Annotated in this window: 16 protein-coding genes; 10 read left to right on the top strand and 6 right to left on the bottom strand. The window is 66.5% G+C overall.

The window, feature by feature from the left end; translation table 11 throughout:
- Positions 1-61: 61 nt before the first annotated feature.
- From leuA to AC1DKN_RS07305, 3 genes are all read left to right on the top strand, one after another.
- Complete coding sequence (gene leuA, locus AC1DKN_RS07315) at positions 62-1801, top strand: 2-isopropylmalate synthase (protein WP_028276716.1); 1740 nt, start codon at positions 62-64, stop codon at positions 1799-1801.
- 181 nt (positions 1802-1982) lie between these two features.
- Positions 1983-2735 carry a DNA repair protein RecO gene (gene recO, locus AC1DKN_RS07310; RefSeq protein WP_476870883.1) on the top strand — a complete coding sequence of 251 codons (753 nt, stop codon included), beginning with the start codon at positions 1983-1985 and terminating at the stop codon, positions 2733-2735.
- A gap of 20 nt (positions 2736-2755) precedes the next feature.
- Positions 2756-3607 carry an isoprenyl transferase gene (locus tag AC1DKN_RS07305; protein ID WP_476849340.1) on the top strand — a complete coding sequence of 284 codons (852 nt, stop codon included), beginning with the start codon at positions 2756-2758 and terminating at the stop codon, positions 3605-3607.
- 6 nt (positions 3608-3613) lie between these two features.
- Here AC1DKN_RS07305 and AC1DKN_RS07300 read toward each other — a convergent pair whose 3' ends face one another.
- Together AC1DKN_RS07300 and AC1DKN_RS07295 are read right to left on the bottom strand one after the other, a co-directional pair.
- Positions 3614-4585, bottom strand: coding sequence for an alpha/beta hydrolase (locus tag AC1DKN_RS07300; protein ID WP_476849260.1), 972 nt, complete (start codon positions 4583-4585; stop codon positions 3614-3616).
- Between the two features lie 36 nt (positions 4586-4621).
- Positions 4622-6316, bottom strand: a complete 1695-nt coding sequence (locus tag AC1DKN_RS07295) for an FAD-binding dehydrogenase (protein WP_476870882.1) — start codon at positions 6314-6316, stop codon at positions 4622-4624.
- A gap of 163 nt (positions 6317-6479) precedes the next feature.
- Between AC1DKN_RS07295 and AC1DKN_RS07290 the strand changes: the two genes are divergently transcribed.
- Entirely contained in the window at positions 6480-7553 is a 1074-nt protein-coding gene (locus tag AC1DKN_RS07290) for a quinone-dependent dihydroorotate dehydrogenase (protein WP_476870881.1), read from the top strand.
- Between the two features lie 102 nt (positions 7554-7655).
- Here AC1DKN_RS07290 and AC1DKN_RS07285 read toward each other — a convergent pair whose 3' ends face one another.
- The gene (locus AC1DKN_RS07285; protein ID WP_223917351.1) at positions 7656-8255 is read right to left on the bottom strand and encodes a DUF3043 domain-containing protein; all 600 of its coding nucleotides are present in this window, start codon (positions 8253-8255) and stop codon (positions 7656-7658) included.
- Between the two features lie 106 nt (positions 8256-8361).
- On the opposite strand from AC1DKN_RS07285, the gene AC1DKN_RS07280 reads away from it, so the two are divergent.
- From AC1DKN_RS07280 to AC1DKN_RS07260, 5 genes are all read left to right on the top strand, one after another.
- The gene (locus AC1DKN_RS07280; RefSeq protein ID WP_476870880.1) at positions 8362-9792 is read left to right on the top strand and encodes a M20/M25/M40 family metallo-hydrolase; all 1431 of its coding nucleotides are present in this window, start codon (positions 8362-8364) and stop codon (positions 9790-9792) included.
- Positions 9793-9961: 169 nt separating this feature from the next.
- Entirely contained in the window at positions 9962-10351 is a 390-nt protein-coding gene (locus tag AC1DKN_RS07275; RefSeq protein WP_028276724.1) for a HesB/IscA family protein, read from the top strand.
- A gap of 207 nt (positions 10352-10558) precedes the next feature.
- A complete protein-coding gene (ctaC, locus tag AC1DKN_RS07270) occupies positions 10559-11431 on the top strand; it encodes an aa3-type cytochrome oxidase subunit II (RefSeq protein WP_028276725.1) in 873 nt (290 codons plus the stop codon).
- A 10-nt stretch (positions 11432-11441) separates the two neighbouring features.
- The gene (gene ctaD / locus AC1DKN_RS07265) at positions 11442-13163 is read left to right on the top strand and encodes an aa3-type cytochrome oxidase subunit I (protein ID WP_223917347.1); all 1722 of its coding nucleotides are present in this window, start codon (positions 11442-11444) and stop codon (positions 13161-13163) included.
- Complete coding sequence (locus AC1DKN_RS07260) at positions 13160-13561, top strand: cytochrome c oxidase subunit 4 (protein WP_018773077.1); 402 nt, start codon at positions 13160-13162, stop codon at positions 13559-13561. Before ctaD ends, AC1DKN_RS07260 begins: the two co-directional genes overlap by 4 nt.
- Before the next feature lie 196 nt (positions 13562-13757).
- Here AC1DKN_RS07260 and AC1DKN_RS07255 read toward each other — a convergent pair whose 3' ends face one another.
- Positions 13758-14051 (bottom strand): HPr family phosphocarrier protein, encoded by a 294-nt coding sequence (locus AC1DKN_RS07255; RefSeq protein ID WP_028276727.1) that lies wholly within the window; start codon positions 14049-14051, stop codon positions 13758-13760.
- 273 nt (positions 14052-14324) lie between these two features.
- On the opposite strand from AC1DKN_RS07255, the gene AC1DKN_RS07250 reads away from it, so the two are divergent.
- On the top strand, positions 14325-15116 hold the full coding sequence (locus AC1DKN_RS07250; protein ID WP_028276728.1) for a GntR family transcriptional regulator: 792 nt from the start codon (positions 14325-14327) through the stop codon (positions 15114-15116).
- A 152-nt stretch (positions 15117-15268) separates the two neighbouring features.
- On the opposite strand, the gene qcrB is transcribed toward AC1DKN_RS07250, so the two are convergent.
- Together qcrB and qcrA are read right to left on the bottom strand one after the other, a co-directional pair.
- A complete protein-coding gene (gene qcrB, locus AC1DKN_RS07245; RefSeq protein WP_476857040.1) occupies positions 15269-16945 on the bottom strand; it encodes a cytochrome bc1 complex cytochrome b subunit in 1677 nt (558 codons plus the stop codon).
- Positions 16923-17996: a cytochrome bc1 complex Rieske iron-sulfur subunit gene (gene qcrA, locus AC1DKN_RS07240; RefSeq protein ID WP_028276730.1), complete on the bottom strand. Its 1074-nt coding sequence runs from the start codon at positions 17994-17996 to the stop codon at positions 16923-16925. The genes qcrB and qcrA overlap by 23 nt, the downstream gene beginning before the upstream one ends.
- Positions 17997-18075 lie beyond the last annotated feature (79 nt).

Genomic DNA, 18075 nt, shown 5'->3' with positions numbered 1-18075 from the left:
GCGGAGTTTGTGTTGCCCGGCCACCCTTTCACCAAGAATCACAGAAAAGGCCCCGATTGTAATGCGAAACGCACAGAAGCCCTCAGGAATGCCGGTCCACCGTTACATCCCGTTCCAGGACCAGATCACCGTTGAACTGCCGGACCGCACCTGGCCGGACAAAGTCATCACCAAGGCCCCGCGCTGGTGCGCCGTGGACCTGCGCGACGGCAACCAGGCCCTCATCGATCCCATGAGCCCGGCCCGCAAGCTGAAGATGTTCGACCTGCTGGTCCGGATGGGCTACAAGGAGATCGAGGTCGGGTTCCCCTCGGCATCGCAGACGGACTTCGACTTCGTCCGGCAGCTGATCGAGGGCAACCACATCCCGGACGACGTCACGATCCAGGTGCTGACCCAGGCCCGCGAACACCTGATCGAGCGGACCTATGAGTCCCTGGTCGGGGCGAAGCAGGCAATCGTCCACCTCTACAACTCCACGTCCGTCCTGCAGCGCCGTGTGGTCTTCAACCAGGACGAGGACGGCATCCTCGACATCGCCCTGCAGGGTGCGCGGTTGTGCAAGAAGTACGAGGAAACCCTCGCCGATACGCACATCACCTACGAATACTCGCCCGAGTCCTTCACCGGCACCGAGCTGGAGTACGCCATCAGGGTCTGCAACGCGATCGCCGACGTCTTCGAGGCCTCGGCGGACCGTCAGGTCATCATCAACCTGCCTGCCACCGTGGAAATGGCCACCCCCAATGTCTACGCCGACTCCATCGAGTGGATGAGCCGGAATCTGCACCCGCGCGAAGGCATCATCCTGTCCCTGCACCCGCATAACGACCGCGGCACCGGCGTCGCCGCCGCCGAGCTGGGCTACCTGGCCGGGGCAGACCGGATCGAGGGCTGTCTCTTCGGCAACGGCGAGCGGACCGGCAACGTGGACCTGGTGACCCTGGGCCTGAACATGTTCGTCCAGGGCATCGACCCGATGATCGACTTCTCCGACATCGACGAAATCCGCCGCACGGTGGAGTACTGCAACCAGCTGCCGGTGGCCGAGCGGTCCCCGTACGGCGGAGACCTCGTCTTCACGGCGTTCTCCGGTTCGCACCAGGACGCGATCAAGAAGGGCCTGGAGGCCCTCGAAAAGGACGCGGCCGCGGCGGGCAAGGACGTGGCCGACTACACGTGGCAAGTCCCGTACCTGCCGGTGGACCCGAAGGACCTCGGCCGGAGCTACGAGGCGGTCATCCGGGTCAACTCGCAGTCCGGCAAGGGCGGCGTCGCCTACCTGCTCAAGAACGAGCACAGCCTGGACCTGCCGCGCCGCGCCCAGATCGAGTTCTCCGGCGTCATCCAGAAACGGACCGACACGGTCGGCGGAGAAGTCAGCGGACCCCAGCTGTGGCAGGTCTTCCAGGACGAATACCTGCCCTCGGGCTCTGCCGACACGCAGTGGGGCCGCTACGCCCTCGGTTCGATCAGCACGGAGACGGACGAAGACGGCGACATGACCCTGACCGCCGCCCTGAAGATCGACGGGACCCAGGTCCGCCGGACCGGGACCGGGAACGGCCCCATCGCGGCCCTGCTGAGCATCCTGCGCGAGGACGGCGTGGACGTCCGGGTCCTGGACTACAGCGAACACGCACTCTCCGAGGGTGGCAGTGCCCTGGCCGCCGCGTATGTCGAATGCGCCGTGGGGGAGCGCGTGCTCTGGGGCGTGGGGATCGATGCCAACACGAGCACGTCAGCCCTCAAGGCCGTCATCTCGGCCGTGAACCGCGCCATCCGGGACGCCCGCGCCTGATCCGTCCGCGCCTGATCCGTCCCCGGACGGGCAGGCACTGGCGAACCAATGCATGACTGCGCCGCCGGAACACTCCGGCGGCGCAGTATTTTGCCTCAGTCTTTTATCTCAGTCTTTTACCGTTCTGCCTCGGCGGCGCTGCCCATGCCGTGATTCCGTAAAGACAGTGCGAAGATTAACTGTGGTCCAACAATCCTTTGCAGCGCGTGCCTACCGTGATGACGCCGTCGTGCTGCGCACCCATAAGCTGGGCGAGGCCGACCGGATCATCACCCTGCTGACCAAGCACCACGGCCAGGTGCGGGCGGTGGCCAAGGGGGTCCGGCGCACCAGCAGCCGGTTCGGCGCCAGGCTGGAACCGTTCATGGTGGCCGATCTCCAGCTGATTTCCGGACGCACCCTGGACGTCGTCACGCAGGCCGTGGCCAAGGGCGCCTACGGCGGGAACATCGCCGCGGACTATGGCCGGTACACGGTGGCGGCCGCCATGACCGAGACGGCGGAGAAGCTCACCGACGTCGACGGCGAAGCCGGCACCGCCCAGTACAACCTGCTGGTGGGGGCCCTCGCGTCCCTGAGCCGGGGCGACCACGCCCCCGAACTCATCCTGGATTCCTACCTGCTCCGCGCCCTCGCGACCGGCGGCTGGGCGCCCAGCTTCACCGACTGCGCCCGGTGCGGTGTGCCCGGGCCGCACACCGCCTTTTCCGCGCCGCTCGGCGGCATGGTCTGCCACGGGTGCCGGCCGCCGGGATCGCCCGCGCCAGCCCCGGAGACAGTGCTCCTCATGGGTGCCCTGCTCACCGGAAACTGGACGACGGCGGATGCCTCCGCGTCCGTCCACCGCCGGGAAGCGGCAGGCCTGGTAGCCAGCTACCTCCAGTGGCACCTGGAACGAGTCCTGAAATCCCTCAAACATGTGGAGCGAACGTAAAAGTGGCATTGGGAAGAAGCCTGGGAAAGAACCTGGAGAAAAGCCAGACGAAACAGTCCAACGGTCCGCGGCGGACCACCCCGGTGGTGGCTCCCTACCCGCATCCGTCCGGCGCTGTTCCGCCCGCGATTCCCGCGGAGTTCATCCCGCGGCATGTGGCGATCGTCATGGACGGCAACGGGCGCTGGGCGAACCAGCGCGGCCTGCCCCGGATCGAGGGCCACAAAGCAGGGGAGCCTGCCCTGCTGGACGTCATGGCCGGCGCGATCGAGCTGGGGATCGAATACGTCAGTGTGTACGCCTTCTCCACCGAGAACTGGCGGCGGTCCCCTGAGGAGGTGCGCTTCCTGATGGGCTTCAACAAGGACGTCCTGCGCCGGCAGCGGAACCAGCTCGATGAATGGGGGGTACGGATCCGCTGGTCCGGGCGGCGCCCGAAGCTGTGGGGCTCGGTGATCCGCGAACTCGAAGAGGCCGAGGACTACACCCGGGGCAACAGCACCTGCACCTTGAACATGTGCGTCAACTACGGCGGACGGGCCGAGATCGCCGACGCCGTCTCCGCGATCGCGGAGGAAGTGGCCCAGGGCCGGCTGAAGCCGGGGGCCATCACCGAGCGGACCATCCAGAAGTTCCTCGACGAGCCGGACCTGCCCGACGTGGACCTGTTCCTGCGCAGTTCCGGGGAACAGCGGCTCTCCAACTTCATGCTCTGGCAGTCGGCCTATGCCGAGTTCGTGTTCATGGACACCCTGTGGCCGGACGTGGACCGGCGGACGCTGTGGGATGCCGTCGAGATCTATGCACAGCGGGACCGCCGCTACGGTGGAGCCATCGACGCCGCTCCCGCCGCGGGCGGCCAGGTCAGCTGATCCGCGTCAGTCGTAGACGTACGCCCTGATCCACCGGGACAGCCGGGCATAGGCGTCCGCGCGGACCCGCGGGGCGGAGAGGAAGACGTCATGCAGGGCGCCGTCAATCCGCTCCAGCGTCACGGTGCGGCCCAGGCTGAGCGCGCGGAGGGCGATTGTGTTCACGTCCAGGACCGCGTCCGTGCGGCGCATGGACTCCTTCCAGAACATCCCGTTGGCGCTGGCGCCCGAGATGAGCACCAGGATGGGCACATCGATGTTCAGGCCACGCGCCACCTTGGACTGCCCGGCGAGCACGGCGCTGAGCCAGCCGGCGCGGACCGGAAAGGCGTGCGGCGGACGGTAGGCATCGTCCAGGGCCCATTCGCCTTCCGCGGCGCTGCTGATGCTGCGCCAGTAGAAGGCCCGCTCAGGCAGCCGGATCACCGACTCCGGCCAGAACCGGGCGAACGGCTCCACCATGGTCCGCGCGGCCCGGCGCAGGGCGGGGCTGCCGTGGACTTCCAGCCATGGGCTGTCCAGGACCAGTTGTGACACCATCCCCGGATGCCGGTCGGCCCACAGCGCCGCGATCAGGCCGCCGGTGGAGTGTCCCATCAGCGTCACCTGCGGCGCCGCACCGTCCGGCCTGAGGGAACCGATGATCCCGAGCGCTGCAGTGATCTCGGCGTCGTAGTTGTCCAGGTCCGCGACGTAGCCGCCGTGGGTGCCCGGACGCAGGCTGCGGCCATGGTTGTGCATGTCGAGGGCGAAAAACTCAAACCCCTGCCCCGCCCAGAATTCCGCGAGCTCCTCATTGAAGAAGTAGTCACTCCAGCCGTGCAGGAACAGCACCGCCCGGGCCGGCAGCGCCGATGGTGCCGGCGGGAGCGGGGTATGGCGGACCAGGGTGGCAGTGCGCAGCACACCGTCAGGGCTGACGGCCTCAAAGGTGCACGCCTGGAAATCATCCCCGAGAATGTCGGTCCGCCACTGCATCGACTTTCCTCCTGTGTTGCTGAGAGCCTGCCCGGACTAGGACGCGGACGCAGCGGCCCGGCCCGCGGAACGTCCGGAGAAGAGGCATCCGCCCAGGAACGTTCCCTCGAGGGCCCGGTAGCCGTGGATTCCGCCGCCGCCAAACCCTGCGGCTTCACCGGCCGCGAACAGCCCGGGCACGGGCTGCCCGGCGGCATCCAGGACCCGCGACTGCAGGTCCGTCTGCACACCGCCAAGGCTCTTGCGCGTCAGGACCGAGAGCCGGACGGCGAGCAGGGGACCGTGCCGCGGATCCAGCAGCCGGTGCGGCGGGGCGACCCTCATGATCTTGTCGGTGGCGAAACGCCGCGCTGCCCGGATCGCCGCCAGCTGCGGATCCTTGCCCATCCCGCTGGCAAACTGCCGGTCCCGGTCGCGGATCAGCTGCTCCAGGGCAGCGGGGTCGATGAGCTGCCCGCCCGTCAGATCGTTCATCTGCCCGGCGAGCCCGGCGGGGTCCGCTGCCTGCAGGAAGTCGACCCCGCGGTCCAGGAACCGCTGCAGCGGTGTATCGCTGCCGGGCTTCAGCCGTGAGACCAGCCGACGGACGTCCTTGCCCGTGAGATCCGGGTTCTGCTCGGATCCTGACAGCGCGAACTCCTTCAGCGCGATGCTGCGGTTCAAGACGAACCATGAATGGGCATGTCCCGTGGCCAGGATGTGGCGCAGGGCGCCGAGCGAATCGAAACCCGGAAACAGGGGAGGCGGGAGCATCCGCCCCGTCGCGTCCAGCCACAGGGCCGACGGTCCGGGCAGGATCCGGATGCCGTGCCGCGGCCAGACCGGGGCATGGTTGTGGATACCCTCCGGGTAATGCCACATCCGGTCCCCGTTGATGAGGTGTCCGCCGGCGCGGCCCACGGCCGGGAGGAAGTCCCCGTCCACGGATGCCGGAACGCCACTCAACATCCGCTCCGGCGCCGCGCCGCCCGGCCATTGCTTGCGGACCACATCGTGGTTGCCGCCGATGCCGCCGGATGTCACCACCACGGCCGCGGCCGCAGCCTCGAAAGTACCGTCCGGGCGTCGGGAAGAGCTTTCGCCCCGGCCTGCGCCACTGGCTTCGAGCAGTTCGCCGCGCACGCCGCTCACCCGGCCCGCGGTTTTCACGAGCCCGGTGGCGCGGTGGCGGAAATGGAAGGACACGCGGCCGGCGGCTTCGCCTTCGCGCAGTTTGGCAAGGAAGGGGGCCACCAGCGCAGGGCCCGTGCCCCACGCGACATGGAAGCGCGGGACAGTGTTGCCGTGGCCGTCCGGGCCGTAGCCGCCGCGTTCGGCCCACTGCACCAGGGGAAACAGCCCGACGCCCAGCGAGGCGAGCCAGGCACGCTTCTCACCGGCGGCGAAGTTCACGTACGCCGCCGCCCACTCCTTTGCCAGGGCGTCCTGCGGCCGGTCGAATCCCGCGGACGCATGCCAGTCGGCGAGGGCCAGATCTTCGCTGTCCCGCACCCCTAGCCGCCGCTGTTCCGGAGTGTTGACCATGAAGAGGCCGCCGAAGGACCAGTGCGCCTGGCCGCCGACGGAGGCCTCGGGTTCCTGATCGAGCACCGCCACCCGGCGGCCGGCCGCATAGGCCTGGGCCGCGGCCACGAGCCCTGCCAGGCCGGCGCCGACCACCACCACGTCGGCCTCGATCCCGCGACCCGAAGCCCCACGGCCGCCCGTTCCGACACCCTCATTGCTGGTCATGGCTTCATGCTAACTCGCGTCGGAGCACTTCCGCCGCCGGGCCCGGGGCGCGGGGCGCCGCAGTCACAACCGCAGTCACAACGGGCAGTCACAACGGCAGTCACAACCGTGCCGGCGCGCGCGCTGGTTTGGTCTGCGCGGCCCGAACCGGAAAACTAGAGGCATGCGCGTATATCCCACATTTTTCCGGCTGGCCTTCTCATGGATGGACGCCGAACGCGCCCATAAGATCGGGTTCAAGGCCATTCGTCTCGCCCACAGCTGCGGTGCCGGGCGGTTGCTGCAGAAGTTCACCGCCCCCGCGGCGTCGCTGCAGACCCAGGCGTTAGGCCTGACCTTCCCGTCCCCGTTCGGCCTTGCGGCCGGCTTCGACAAGGAAGGTCACGGCATCGAGGCGCTGGCGGAGCTCGGCTTCGGCCATGTGGAGGTCGGCACCATCACCGGCCAGGCCCAGCCCGGGAACCCGGCGCCGCGGCTGTTCCGCCTCGTGGAGGACAGGGCCGTCATCAACCGCATGGGATTCAACAACGACGGCGCCGCGGCGGTGGCCCCGCGCCTGAAGTCCGCCCGCGCCGCCCTGCAGCGCCAGCACCCCGGCGTCCGGCCGGTGATCGGGGTGAACATCGGCAAGAGCAAGGTGGTCGGGCTCGAGGATGCGGTGTCCGATTACCTGATCAGCGCGCGCAGCCTGGCCCCCGCAGCGGATTATCTCGTGGTGAACGTCAGCTCGCCCAACACCCCCGGGCTTCGGCTGCTGCAGGACGTGGAGACCCTGCGTCCGCTGCTGGCCGCAGTGGGGGAGGAGGCGGACAAGGCCGCCGGCCGCCACGTTCCCCTCCTGGTCAAGATCGCGCCCGACCTCAGTGATGAGGACATCGACGACGTCGCGCGCCTGGCGCTTGACCTGAAGCTGGACGGCATCATCGCCACCAACACCACGATCGCCCGCACCGGGCTCGCCTCCAGCCCCGACAACGTCGAGGCGTGCGGAGCAGGAGGTCTTTCCGGGGCGCCCCTGAAGAAACGGTCCCTGGAGGTCCTGGCCCGGCTCAAGTCCGTAACCGGCGGGGCGCTGACCCTGGTCTCGGTGGGCGGCGTCGAAACGGCACAGGATGTGCAGGAACGGCTGGACGCCGGCGCCACCCTCGTCCAGGGCTACACGGCGTTCCTTTACGAGGGGCCTTTCTGGGCCGCCCGCATCAACCGGCTGCTGGCCACCCACCCGAGCCGGCGCTAGACCTTACGCTGCGATCGGGCCCGGACCGGTCGCCGCAACCAAGAAAGCCCCCGGCAGGTGACTGCCGGGGGCTTCTTGGTTGAAGAATCGTGGAAGGGAAGGTCAGGCGGGGAACTCGCCGCGCCGGACCTGGGGCTTGGGCAGGCGCAGGCGGCGGAACTGCAGGGAGCGCATGGAGCCGTACCAGACCGTGCCGCGCTCGACGTCGCCGAACTTTTCGCCGAGCCGTTTCTTGAGCTTGCGGGAGAGGATGAAGACGTCCACGAAGACCGCGAGGAACATGACCCAGAATGCGCCCAGGACGTAGACCATCTGTGCGCTGGAGGCCGGCACGAGCAAGGAGATGATGACAAACAGCAGGGCGCCGAACATGAGGAACTCGCCAAGGCTGAAGCGGGCATCGACGAAATCGCGGGCGAACCGCTTCTGCGGACCCTTGTCCCGCAGCGGCAGGAACTTCTCGTCACCGGTGTCCATGGCCTGCCGCATCTTGAGCCGCTGCTCCGTGACGGCGGCGCGCTCGGCCGCCTTGGAAGCCTTGCGGTCCTCCGGCACGAGGGGCCGCTTGCGGGCCGCCTCCTGGGCGCTGCGCTTGGGCGTGGGTGCGCCCTTGCCGGTCACGGCGCTACGGGCTGCTGCCTCGGATGCCTGCTGGTCAACTACGTCCTGCGCCGATGGCGCTTCCTTTTTACGTCCAAACACCCCTAAAGAATACCCCGCAGACACAGGCCCGAGACCCAGCCCACACGGCGCAGGCCCGGGCGTGACGCTGTTTGTAGTGATTCAGAGCACGGGTAGTGTTTTGGCCATGACTTCATCTACCGCGGGGAACCCGCAGACCACCATGGACCACGAGGGCACCATCGATGCCGAGGCCCTCCGCCAGGCCGTTGCCGAATCGTTCGACGAGACGATCGGCCAGCTGACGGACCTTGTCGCCATACCGGGCATCGCCTGGCCGAGCTTTGATCCTGCCCCGTTGAACCGCAGCGCCGACGCCGTCGCCAGCCTCGTGCGGGCCAGCGGCTTCGACGACGTCCGGATCCTCCGTTGCGACAAGGAAGACGGGACGCCCGGCGGGCCCGCCGTCGTCGCCCGCCGCCCGGCCGCGGAGGGCAAGCCGACAGTCCTGCTGTACGCCCACCACGACGTCCAGCCCACTGGCGACCTGGCACTGTGGGAAACCGACCCCTTTACCGCCGTCGAGCGCGACGGCAGGCTCTTCGGCCGCGGTGCCGCCGATGACAAGGCCGGCATCCTGGCGCACATCGCCGCCTACTCTGCGGTCACGCGGGTGCTCGGTGACGAACTGGGCCTGGGCGTGACGTTCTTCTTCGAGGGCGAAGAGGAAGCCGGCTCGCCAACGTTCCGGCAGTTCCTGGAAACCCACCGCGAACTGCTCCGCGCCGACGTGATCGTCGTGGCGGACTCCAGCAACTGGAAGGTCGGCATTCCGGCCCTCACCACCAGCCTGCGCGGCCTGGTGGACGGCACCATCGAGGTCAAGGTCCTGGACCACGCCGTGCATTCGGGCATGTTCGGCGGCCCCGTGCTCGACGCCCCGACCCTGCTGTCCCGCCTGATCGCGACCCTCCACGACGACGAGGGCAGCGTTGCGATCAAGGGCCTGGTGAGCCGCGATGACGTGGTTGTCGACCTCACCGAGGAGGAGTACCGCGCCGACGCCTCCGTGCTCGACGGCGTGAAGCTCGCCGGGACCGGCAGCATTGCCTCACGCATGTGGACCAAGCCCGCCCTGTCCATCATCGGCTTTGACGCCCCGGCCGTGGACGTAGCTTCCAACACCCTGCTGCCGCGGGCCCGGGCCAAGTTCAGCCTGCGCCTGGCCCCGGGGCAGGACCCGGCAGCCGCCATGGAGGCTGTCCGCCAGCACGTCGAAACCCACGCCCCGTTCGGCGCTGACGTGGTGTTCACCCCGGGGGAGAGCGGCAACTCATTCCTGACGGACACGAGCTCGAAGGCCGCGTCCGTGGCCATGTGGGCCCTGGGCGAGGCCTGGGGCGTGCCCGCCGTCGAAATGGGAATCGGCGGATCGATCCCCTTCATCGCGGACCTCACCGAGCTCTACCCGGACGTGCAGATCCTGGTCACCGGCGTCGAGGATCCCGATTCCCGAGCCCACAGCGCCAACGAATCGCTGCACCTGGGCGACTTCCGGAACGCAATTGTCGCCGAGGCCCTGCTGCTCGCGCGCCTGAACAACGAAGGCGCGCTCTAGCCCCCGCGCCCGGCGGGTCCCGGGGAACATCCAGCCGTCTCCCACGGTTACGTCAGAAGTTAGAGCTACAGGGCTGCGCGAAGTAGCATGTAGCTATAGCCCATACCGTTTAAGTAGGGGCGGGCACCGTGCGAGCGGGGCCGCCACCACCGTTGCAAGAAGGTAGGCCATGAGCACTACAACCAATGAAAACAGCGCCGGCAACTCTGCCGCCGAGGCCGGCGAGCTGGCCACGCACGAGGTCATGCTGACCGACGTCGCGGCTGGAAAGGTCCGCAGCCTGCTGGAGCAGGAAGGCCGCACCGATCTGCGCCTCCGCGTTGCCGTGCAGCCCGGCGGTTGCTCCGGCCTGATTTACCAGCTCTACTTCGACGAGCGGCTGCTCGACGGGGATGCAGTGCGAGACTACGACGGGGTCGAAGTCGTCGTCGACAAGATGAGCGTTCCTTACCTCAGCGGTGCCAGCATCGATTTCGAGGACACAATCGCCAAGCAGGGCTTCACGATCGATAACCCGAATGCCGGCGGGTCCTGCGCCTGCGGAGATTCTTTCCACTAATTCCTTCCACTAAGGCCGGGCATTTCGCCCGGCCTTAGTGCCGCAGGATCCTCAACGAGCGGCGCCTACAAAAAGCTCCCGACGCACGGTGTGGACATGTGGGCGAAAACTCCCGGGGAGCGGTAAGCTCTACACCGAGTAGTAAAACTTTTCGTTTGCCCTGCCCGTAATTTGCGGGGCAACAGCAACAAGTAGGAAGGGCCGTCTGTGAGTTCGCAGAACCGAACCGGCAGCCGACGCAAACAGATCACTACGATCACTGGCTTGGCACTAGCCGGCGCGTTGGCTTTGACTGGATGTTCACCAGAGGTACAGAAGGGCTGGTTGCCCACCGAGCGTGGCACCACCAATCACACTGACCTCATCATGGACCTCTGGGTCAACTCATGGATTGCCGCGCTGGTCGTCGGCATCATCACCTGGGGCCTGATGATCTGGTGCATCGTCGCTTACCGGCGCCGCAAGGGCACCGTGGGCTTCCCGCGCCAGAACAGCTTCAACCTTCCGCTTGAAGTGTTCTACCTGACGATCCCGCTGTTCATGGTCCTGGTGTTCTTCTACTTCACCGACCGCGACCAGCAGTCGATCGATGACCGCTCAACGCCGGCCGACGTCGTCGTCGACGTCCGCGGCAAGCAGTGGGCGTGGGACTTCAACTACTTGAAGGGCAACGTCGTCACCGAGGACGTTCACGAAGCGGGCGTCCAGGCGCACCTGACCGGTAACGACGTGGACAAGAACAAGCTGCCCACCCTGTACCTGCCGGTCAACAAGTCGGTTGACCTCGAGCTCAACGCGCGCGACGTCATCCACTCCTTCTGGGTTCCTGCCTTCCTGCAGAAGCGCGACATGATTCCCGGCAAGACCAACTACATCCGGTTGACGCCCACCAGGGAGGGCACCTACGACGGTAAGTGCGCCGAACTCTGTGGCGAGTACCACTCCGAAATGCTGTTCCGCGTGAAGGTTGTCTCCGAGTCGGAGTTCCAGGCGCACATGAACCAGCTGCGCCAGGACGGGAACACCGGCCTGCTCGGTGAAGAGTACGACCGCAACCCGGCCCCGGCCGAAACCAAGTAAGGGGAGCGACGTGGCAACTTACACTCAATCCGCCGGGATCCTCGAGGCTCCCGTAGTACCGAAGTCCAAGGGACGCATCGTCGTCAACTGGATCACCTCGACCGACCACAAAACGATCGGGTACATGTACCTGATCGCGTCGTTCATCTTCTTCTGCTTCGGCGGCATCATGGCGCTGCTGATCCGTGCCGAGCTCTTCGAGCCCGGCATGCAGATCCTGCAGACCAAAGAGCAGTACAACCAGCTCTTCACCATGCACGGCACCGTCATGCTCCTGATGTTCGCGACGCCGCTGTTCGCCGGCTTCACCAACGTCATCATGCCGCTGCAGATCGGTGCCCCCGACGTCGCCTTCCCGCGATTGAACGCGCTGGCCTTCTGGTTCTTCCTCTTCGGCTCCACGATCGCCGTCTCCGGGTTCATCACCCCGCAGGGTGCCGCGTCGTTCGGCTGGTTCGCGTACGCGCCGCTGTCCAACACGACGTTCAGCCCCGGCGTGGGCGGTGACCTCTGGGTCTTCGGCCTGGCGCTCTCCGGCTTCGGCACCATCCTCGGCGCCGTCAACTTCATCACCACCATCATCTGCATGCGCGCCCCGGGCATGACCATGTGGCGGATGCCGATCTTCACCTGGAACGCCCTCGTGACCTCCATCCTGGTCCTGATGGCCTTCCCGCCGCTGGCCGCCGCGCTGTTTGCCCTCGGCGCCGACCGCCGGTTCGGTGCGCACATCTTCGATCCCGAGAACGGCGGCGCCGTCCTCTGGCAGCACCTGTTCTGGTTCTTCGGCCACCCTGAGGTGTACATCATCGCGCTGCCGTTCTTCGGCATCGTCTCGGAGATCTTCCCGGTCTTCAGCCGCAAGCCGATCTTCGGCTACAAGGGCCTGGTCTACGCGACCATCTCCATCGCCGCCCTGTCCGTGACTGTGTGGGCCCACCACATGTACGTCACCGGCTCGGTCCTGCTGCCGTTCTTCTCCTTCATGACGATGCTCATCGCCGTTCCGACCGGTGTGAAGTTCTTCAACTGGATCGGCACCATGTGGCGCGGTTCCATCACGTTCGAGACCCCCATGCTGTGGAGCATCGGCTTCCTGGCGACGTTCCTTTTCGGCGGCCTCACCGGCATCATCCTGGCCTCGCCGCCGCTGGACTTCCACGTCTCGGACTCCTACTTCGTTGTGGCGCACTTCCACTACGTGGTCTTCGGCACCGTCGTGTTCGCCATGTTCGCCGGGTTCTACTTCTGGTGGCCTAAGTGGACCGGCAAGATGCTCAACGAGCGCCTCGGCAAGATCCACTTCTGGATGCTGTTCCTGGGCTTCCACGGCACCTTCCTGATCCAGCACTGGCTCGGCGTCGAGGGCATGCCCCGCCGTTACGCCGACTACATGCCGCAGGACAACTTCACGTGGATGAACCAGTTCTCCACCATCGCCTCGTTCGTCCTCGGCGCCTCGCTGATTCCGTTCTTCTGGAACGTCTACATCACCTGGCGCAGCAACGAGCGTGTGGAAGTTGACGACCCGTGGGGCTTCGGTGCCTCGCTGGAATGGGCCACGTCCTGCCCGCCGCCGCGCCACAACTTCACCTCCCTGCCCCGCATCCGCTCCGAGCGTCCTGCCCTGGACCTGCACCACCCGGAGCTCTCCCAGTCCTACACCGCGGATTCGCCTGCTCCGGCAGCAGCGGCTCTCGGTAACGCCGACCAGAAGGACACCGCCAAGTGAAAATCGAATCAAGGATCTTTGGCTTCGGCGTCTTCTTCTTCGTGCCCGTTGCATTCATCTACGGATACCTGACCAACTGGACTGAATGGGTGGGCGCACTGGCCATCCTGCTGGTTGGCGGACTCGCCGGCATGATCGGCGCTTACCTCGGCTTCACCGGCCGCCGCGTGGGCATGCGCCCCGAGGACCGCAACGACGCCGAGATCCACGAAGGCGCCGGCGAGCAGGGACACTTCAGCCCCTGGAGCTGGTGGCCGCTGATGCTGGGCCTGTCCTGCGCCGCAGGGTTCCTCGGCCTGGCCGTAGGCTGGTGGATCGTCTTCATCGCCGGCGGGATGGCAGTGGTCGCACTGGTCGGCTGGGTCTACGAGTACAGCCGCGGTGACCACGCGCACTAGCGCCCACCCGGACTAAAAGTTCAGAACGCACGACGGCGGGCCCCACCATTGGTGGGGCCCGCCGTCGTTGTGTCTTGGTTCTTGAGTTCCTGCCGGCCGCGTGCGGCGCGTCCCTGCACGCCCAGCCCGCCTGCGCAGCGTCCCTCCTGGAGGGCGGCACCGCACTGCGGGCCGCCGAATTGGAGCGGGGAGGCCCTCAGGCGGCGGCTGCCGATTCCAAGAGGATCCGGAGTTCCTCCAGCGCACCCTCTGCCTCTGCGGGGCTGCAGGAGGCCGGGAGGGCGTCCGCAGCGACGGCCAGCTCCACCTCACAGCCGCACTCGAAGTCCTCGGTCATGACCTCCAGCAGCGAGCGGGCGTCGACGCCTGGCCTGCCGTCCTTGCTGATGGTCACCGGGAGGCCGGTCGCCGTGACAGCCCGGACAAATACTGCCGCGGGCCGGGCGTGGAGGCCGATGGCGGCCGTGACGATTGCCTTGCGAACTGGCAACGGGACTCCCTCATGCTGGTGTTGTGCTGTACGTGTTGCTGCTGCACGGGCCGGCCACGCGAACGGTGACCCAGATGGAGGGCGTCCGGCAGGCAGTCCGTCAGACCGGGCGGGCGGCATTGCCCCGGCTCTGGCCTGTACCTACAAGGGTAGCGGCGGGGGAGTACCCGGCACGACTTGAGTCGACGGCGTGGTCTAGACCTGCCGGGTCACGGGCTTACCCTTGAGATATGAGTGTATTTCCCGCGCCGGGCCGCAACCGGAGGCTGAACCATGGCGTCCACTAACGCGTCCAAGATGATTGGCGAGATCGACCGTCAGAGCGGGGTGCCAATCTACGTGCAGTTGCGCGAGATCCTCCGCGCGCACATCGCCGCCGCGTGCCCGCCCGGATCTGCGCTGCCCTCCGAACGGGACCTCGCCCAGCGCTTCGGCCTCGCCCGGATGACCGTGCGCCAGGCCATCGATGCCCTCGTGGGTGAGGAAGTGATTGAACGCGTCGTGGGCCTGGGCACGTTTGTGCGCAAACCCAAACTGGATCTCCAGGTAAAGCTGACTTCCTACAGCGAAGAGATGCAGCGCCGCGGCATGGTCCCGGCCGCCAAGGTCCTGAGCTTCGAACAAATTGGCGCCAGCGCGTTCCTGGCCCGTGAGCTGCAGTTGGAGGAGGGGACACCCCTTGTCAGGTTCCGGCGCCTCCTGCTGGCCGACAACGAACCCATGAGCGTGGACGAAAACTTCATCCCGGCCCACCGGGTTCCAGGCCTGCTGGACGGCGAACCGCCCACATCGCTCTACAACGTGCTGAGCGAACGCTACGGGCTGGTGATGGAATGGGGCGAGGACATGATCGAGGCGACGGCTGCGTCGCCGTCCACGGCCCGTCTCCTGAACGTCGAGGTCGGAACCCCGCTGCTCAAGATCCAGCGCCACGCGTTCGTGGCCCGCGCCATGGTGGACTACTCCGTGTCCTACTACCGGGCTGACCGCTACAAGCTCTGGGTGCCCCTGCAGCGCCCTGGCGTCCGGCCCACCCGGAACTACGCCTCGGGGTACCGCCCCTAACCACAGCAACGCGGGGTCACGTCGCGTCCATCCCGAAGGGGTTGATGGGCGCGACGTGACCCCGCGTTGCCTCTTGTTTCTGCAGCTTCGGGGGGACGCAGGAAGGCCCGGTCCCAAGGGACCGGGCCTTCTTTTGTATTGCTTGGTGCAGCCTAGTGGCTCAGCGACTTCGACTCAGCGGTTTCGATCGCTTCGTGGGCGCCGTGGTGGCCGTGAGCGGCCTCCAGCTCTGCCGGAGTGGCCGGGGCAACCCGGTCCTCGAAGAACCAGCGGGACAGCTTCGCGCGGCGCTTTTCCTTGCGGTCAACGACGCCGTGCTCGTTCGGCACCGCTGGCAGCGGGGCCGGTGACTCGAAGCCGACCAGCTTGTAGCGCTTGTATTCATCCAGCGGGGCGTGGACCTCGATGAACTCGCCGTGCGGCAGACGCACGATGCGGCCGGTTTCACGGCCGTGCAGGGCAATCTCGCGGTCCTTGCGCTGGAGCGCCAGGGCGACGCGCTTGGTGACGATGAACGCGATGACCGGGCCGATGAAGAACAGTGCGCGCAGCCAGTAGGTGACATCGTTCAGGGCCACGTGGAAGTGGGTGGCGATGAGGTCCGAGCCGGCCGCTGCCCACATCACGCAGTACCAGACGAAACCGGCCATGCCGATTGCCGTACGGGTAGGAGCGTTGCGGGGGCGGTCCAGGACGTGGTGCTCGCGGTTGTCCTTGGTGATCCAGCGTTCAATCCACGGGTAGGCGAACATGACCGTGAAGAGGATGCCCGCCGGGACGAGTGCCGGCAGCAGCACGTTGAACGTGAACATGTGGCCGAACCAGATCTGCTCAACCTTCCAGTCGCCGACCGTGCCCGGCATCAGGCGGAGGGCGCCGTCAACGAAGCCGATGTACCAGTCAGGCTGGGTGCCCGCAGAAACCGGGGAGGGGTCGTACGGGCCGTAGTTCCAGATCGGGTTGATGGTGAAGAACGCCGCCATGATGGCAACGACACCGAACACGATGAAGAAGAAGCCGCCGGCCTTTGCCGCGTAAACCGGTCCCAGGGGGTAGCCGACGACGTTGCCGTCGTTGCGGCCCGGGCCGGGGTACTGCGTGTGCTTGTGCACAACCACCATGAAGAGGTGCATCACGATCATCAGCAGGATGAGCGCGGGAACCAGGAGGATGTGGAGCATGTACAGGCGGCTGATGATCATCGTGCCCGGGAACTCGCCGCCGAAGAGGAAGAACGAGGTGTAGGTGCCGATGACCGGGATGGACTTGATGACGCCGTCGATGATGCGCAGGCCGTTGCCGGAGAGCAGGTCATCGGGGAGCGAGTAGCCGGTGAAGCCTGCGGCCATGGACAGGATGAGCAGAACGCTGCCCACCACCCAGTTCAGTTCGCGGGGCTTCCGGAATGCGCCGGTGAAGAACACGCGGAGCATGTGCACGGAGACAGATGCGACGAACAGCAGGGCAGCCCAGTGGTGTACCTGGCGCATGAACAAGCCGCCGCGGACATCGAAGGAGATGTTCAGGGAGGAGCTGTAGGCCACCGACATTTCAACGTTCTTCAGCGGCGTGTACGAGCCCGCATAATGCGTCTCCGCCATGGACGGATCGAAGAAGAACGTCAGGAACGTGCCCGAGAGCAGCAGGATGACGAAGGAGTACAGCGCCACTTCGCCGAACATGAACGACCAGTGGTCCGGGAAGACCTTCCGGCCGAATTCACGGAGGATTCCGGAGCCGCCAACACGCTGGTCGACGAAGTCGGTGATGCGGCCGCCTGTGGTTTTGGCGACGAAAACAGGGGCATCAGGCGTTGTTGTTGAGGACATGCTGCTCACGCTCCCAGTAGGTCGGTCCAACGGGTTCATGGAAGTCGCTCGTGGCGACGAGGTAGCCCTCAGCGTCGACTGCGATAGGCAGCTGGGGGAGGGGGCGGCTGGCCGGGCCGAAGATAACCTTGCACTGCTGGGTCAGGTCGAAGGTTGACTGGTGGCACGGGCACAGAAGGTGGTGGGTCTGCTGTTCGTACAGGGCAACAGGGCAGCCAACGTGGGTGCAGATCTTGGAGTATGCAACGATTCCGTTGTAGGCCCAATCTGCGCGCTCGGGGGAGGGGTTGAGCAGTGCCGGGTCCAGGCGCATGAGCAGAACGACCGATTTGGCCTTCTCGTTCAGCTTTCCTTCGCTCAGTTCGTTCAGCCCTTCGGGGATGACGTGGAACGCGGAGCCCATGGTGACGTCCGCGGCCTTGATGGGGGTGCCATCCGGGTCGCGGGCCAGCCGCTTGAGCCTGCCGTCCGGGGCCGGGGCCCACAGAGTGTGGGCCAGCTTGTCGTCCGGACGGGGACCGAGGTCACCGAAGATGGCCAGGGCCGGCAGGGGGGCGAGGGCGACGGCGCCGAGCAGGGTGTTGCGGATCAGCGGCCGGCGCTTAATGCCGGTTTCCTCGACGATGTCATCGACGATGCGCACGGCAGCCTGGCGGTCTTCCTCAGTGCGGATCGCGTGGCGCTCTTCCGAGACCTCGTGGTCCGGCATAAGGGCCTTGGCCCAGTGGACGATACCGGTGCCGATGCCCAGCATCGCGAAAGCGGTGCCGATGCCCAGCAGGGCATTCTGGAGGCGGATCGTGGCGATCGCGGAGTCTTGCCCCAGATCGATCGCGAAATACGCCACCAGGAATATCAAGGTGCCAACGACCGAGATGCCGAACAGAAGGGCTACCTGCCGTTCTGCCTTTTTTGCGGCCTTCGGGTCCGTGTCAGCCAGGCGCAAACGGTGCGGGGGAATTCCAGGATCCTGGAACTTCTCCACCTCATTCTGACCAGCCGTAGCTACGGTGCCCGAGTCGTTCGGACCGCCGTCACTATGGTTGCCCATAATTCGCCTCATCCTTCTCTCGTCTCGGCGAGTGCCGAGTTAGGTTTCAATTCAAACTGCTGACGGGTCAGCAGAAAAT

It is taken from the genome of Arthrobacter sp. 01N444 (assembly GCF_056399305.1).
The sequence above is the reverse complement of the archived record's forward strand: the minus strand, read 5'-3'. Positions and strand labels throughout refer to the sequence as shown.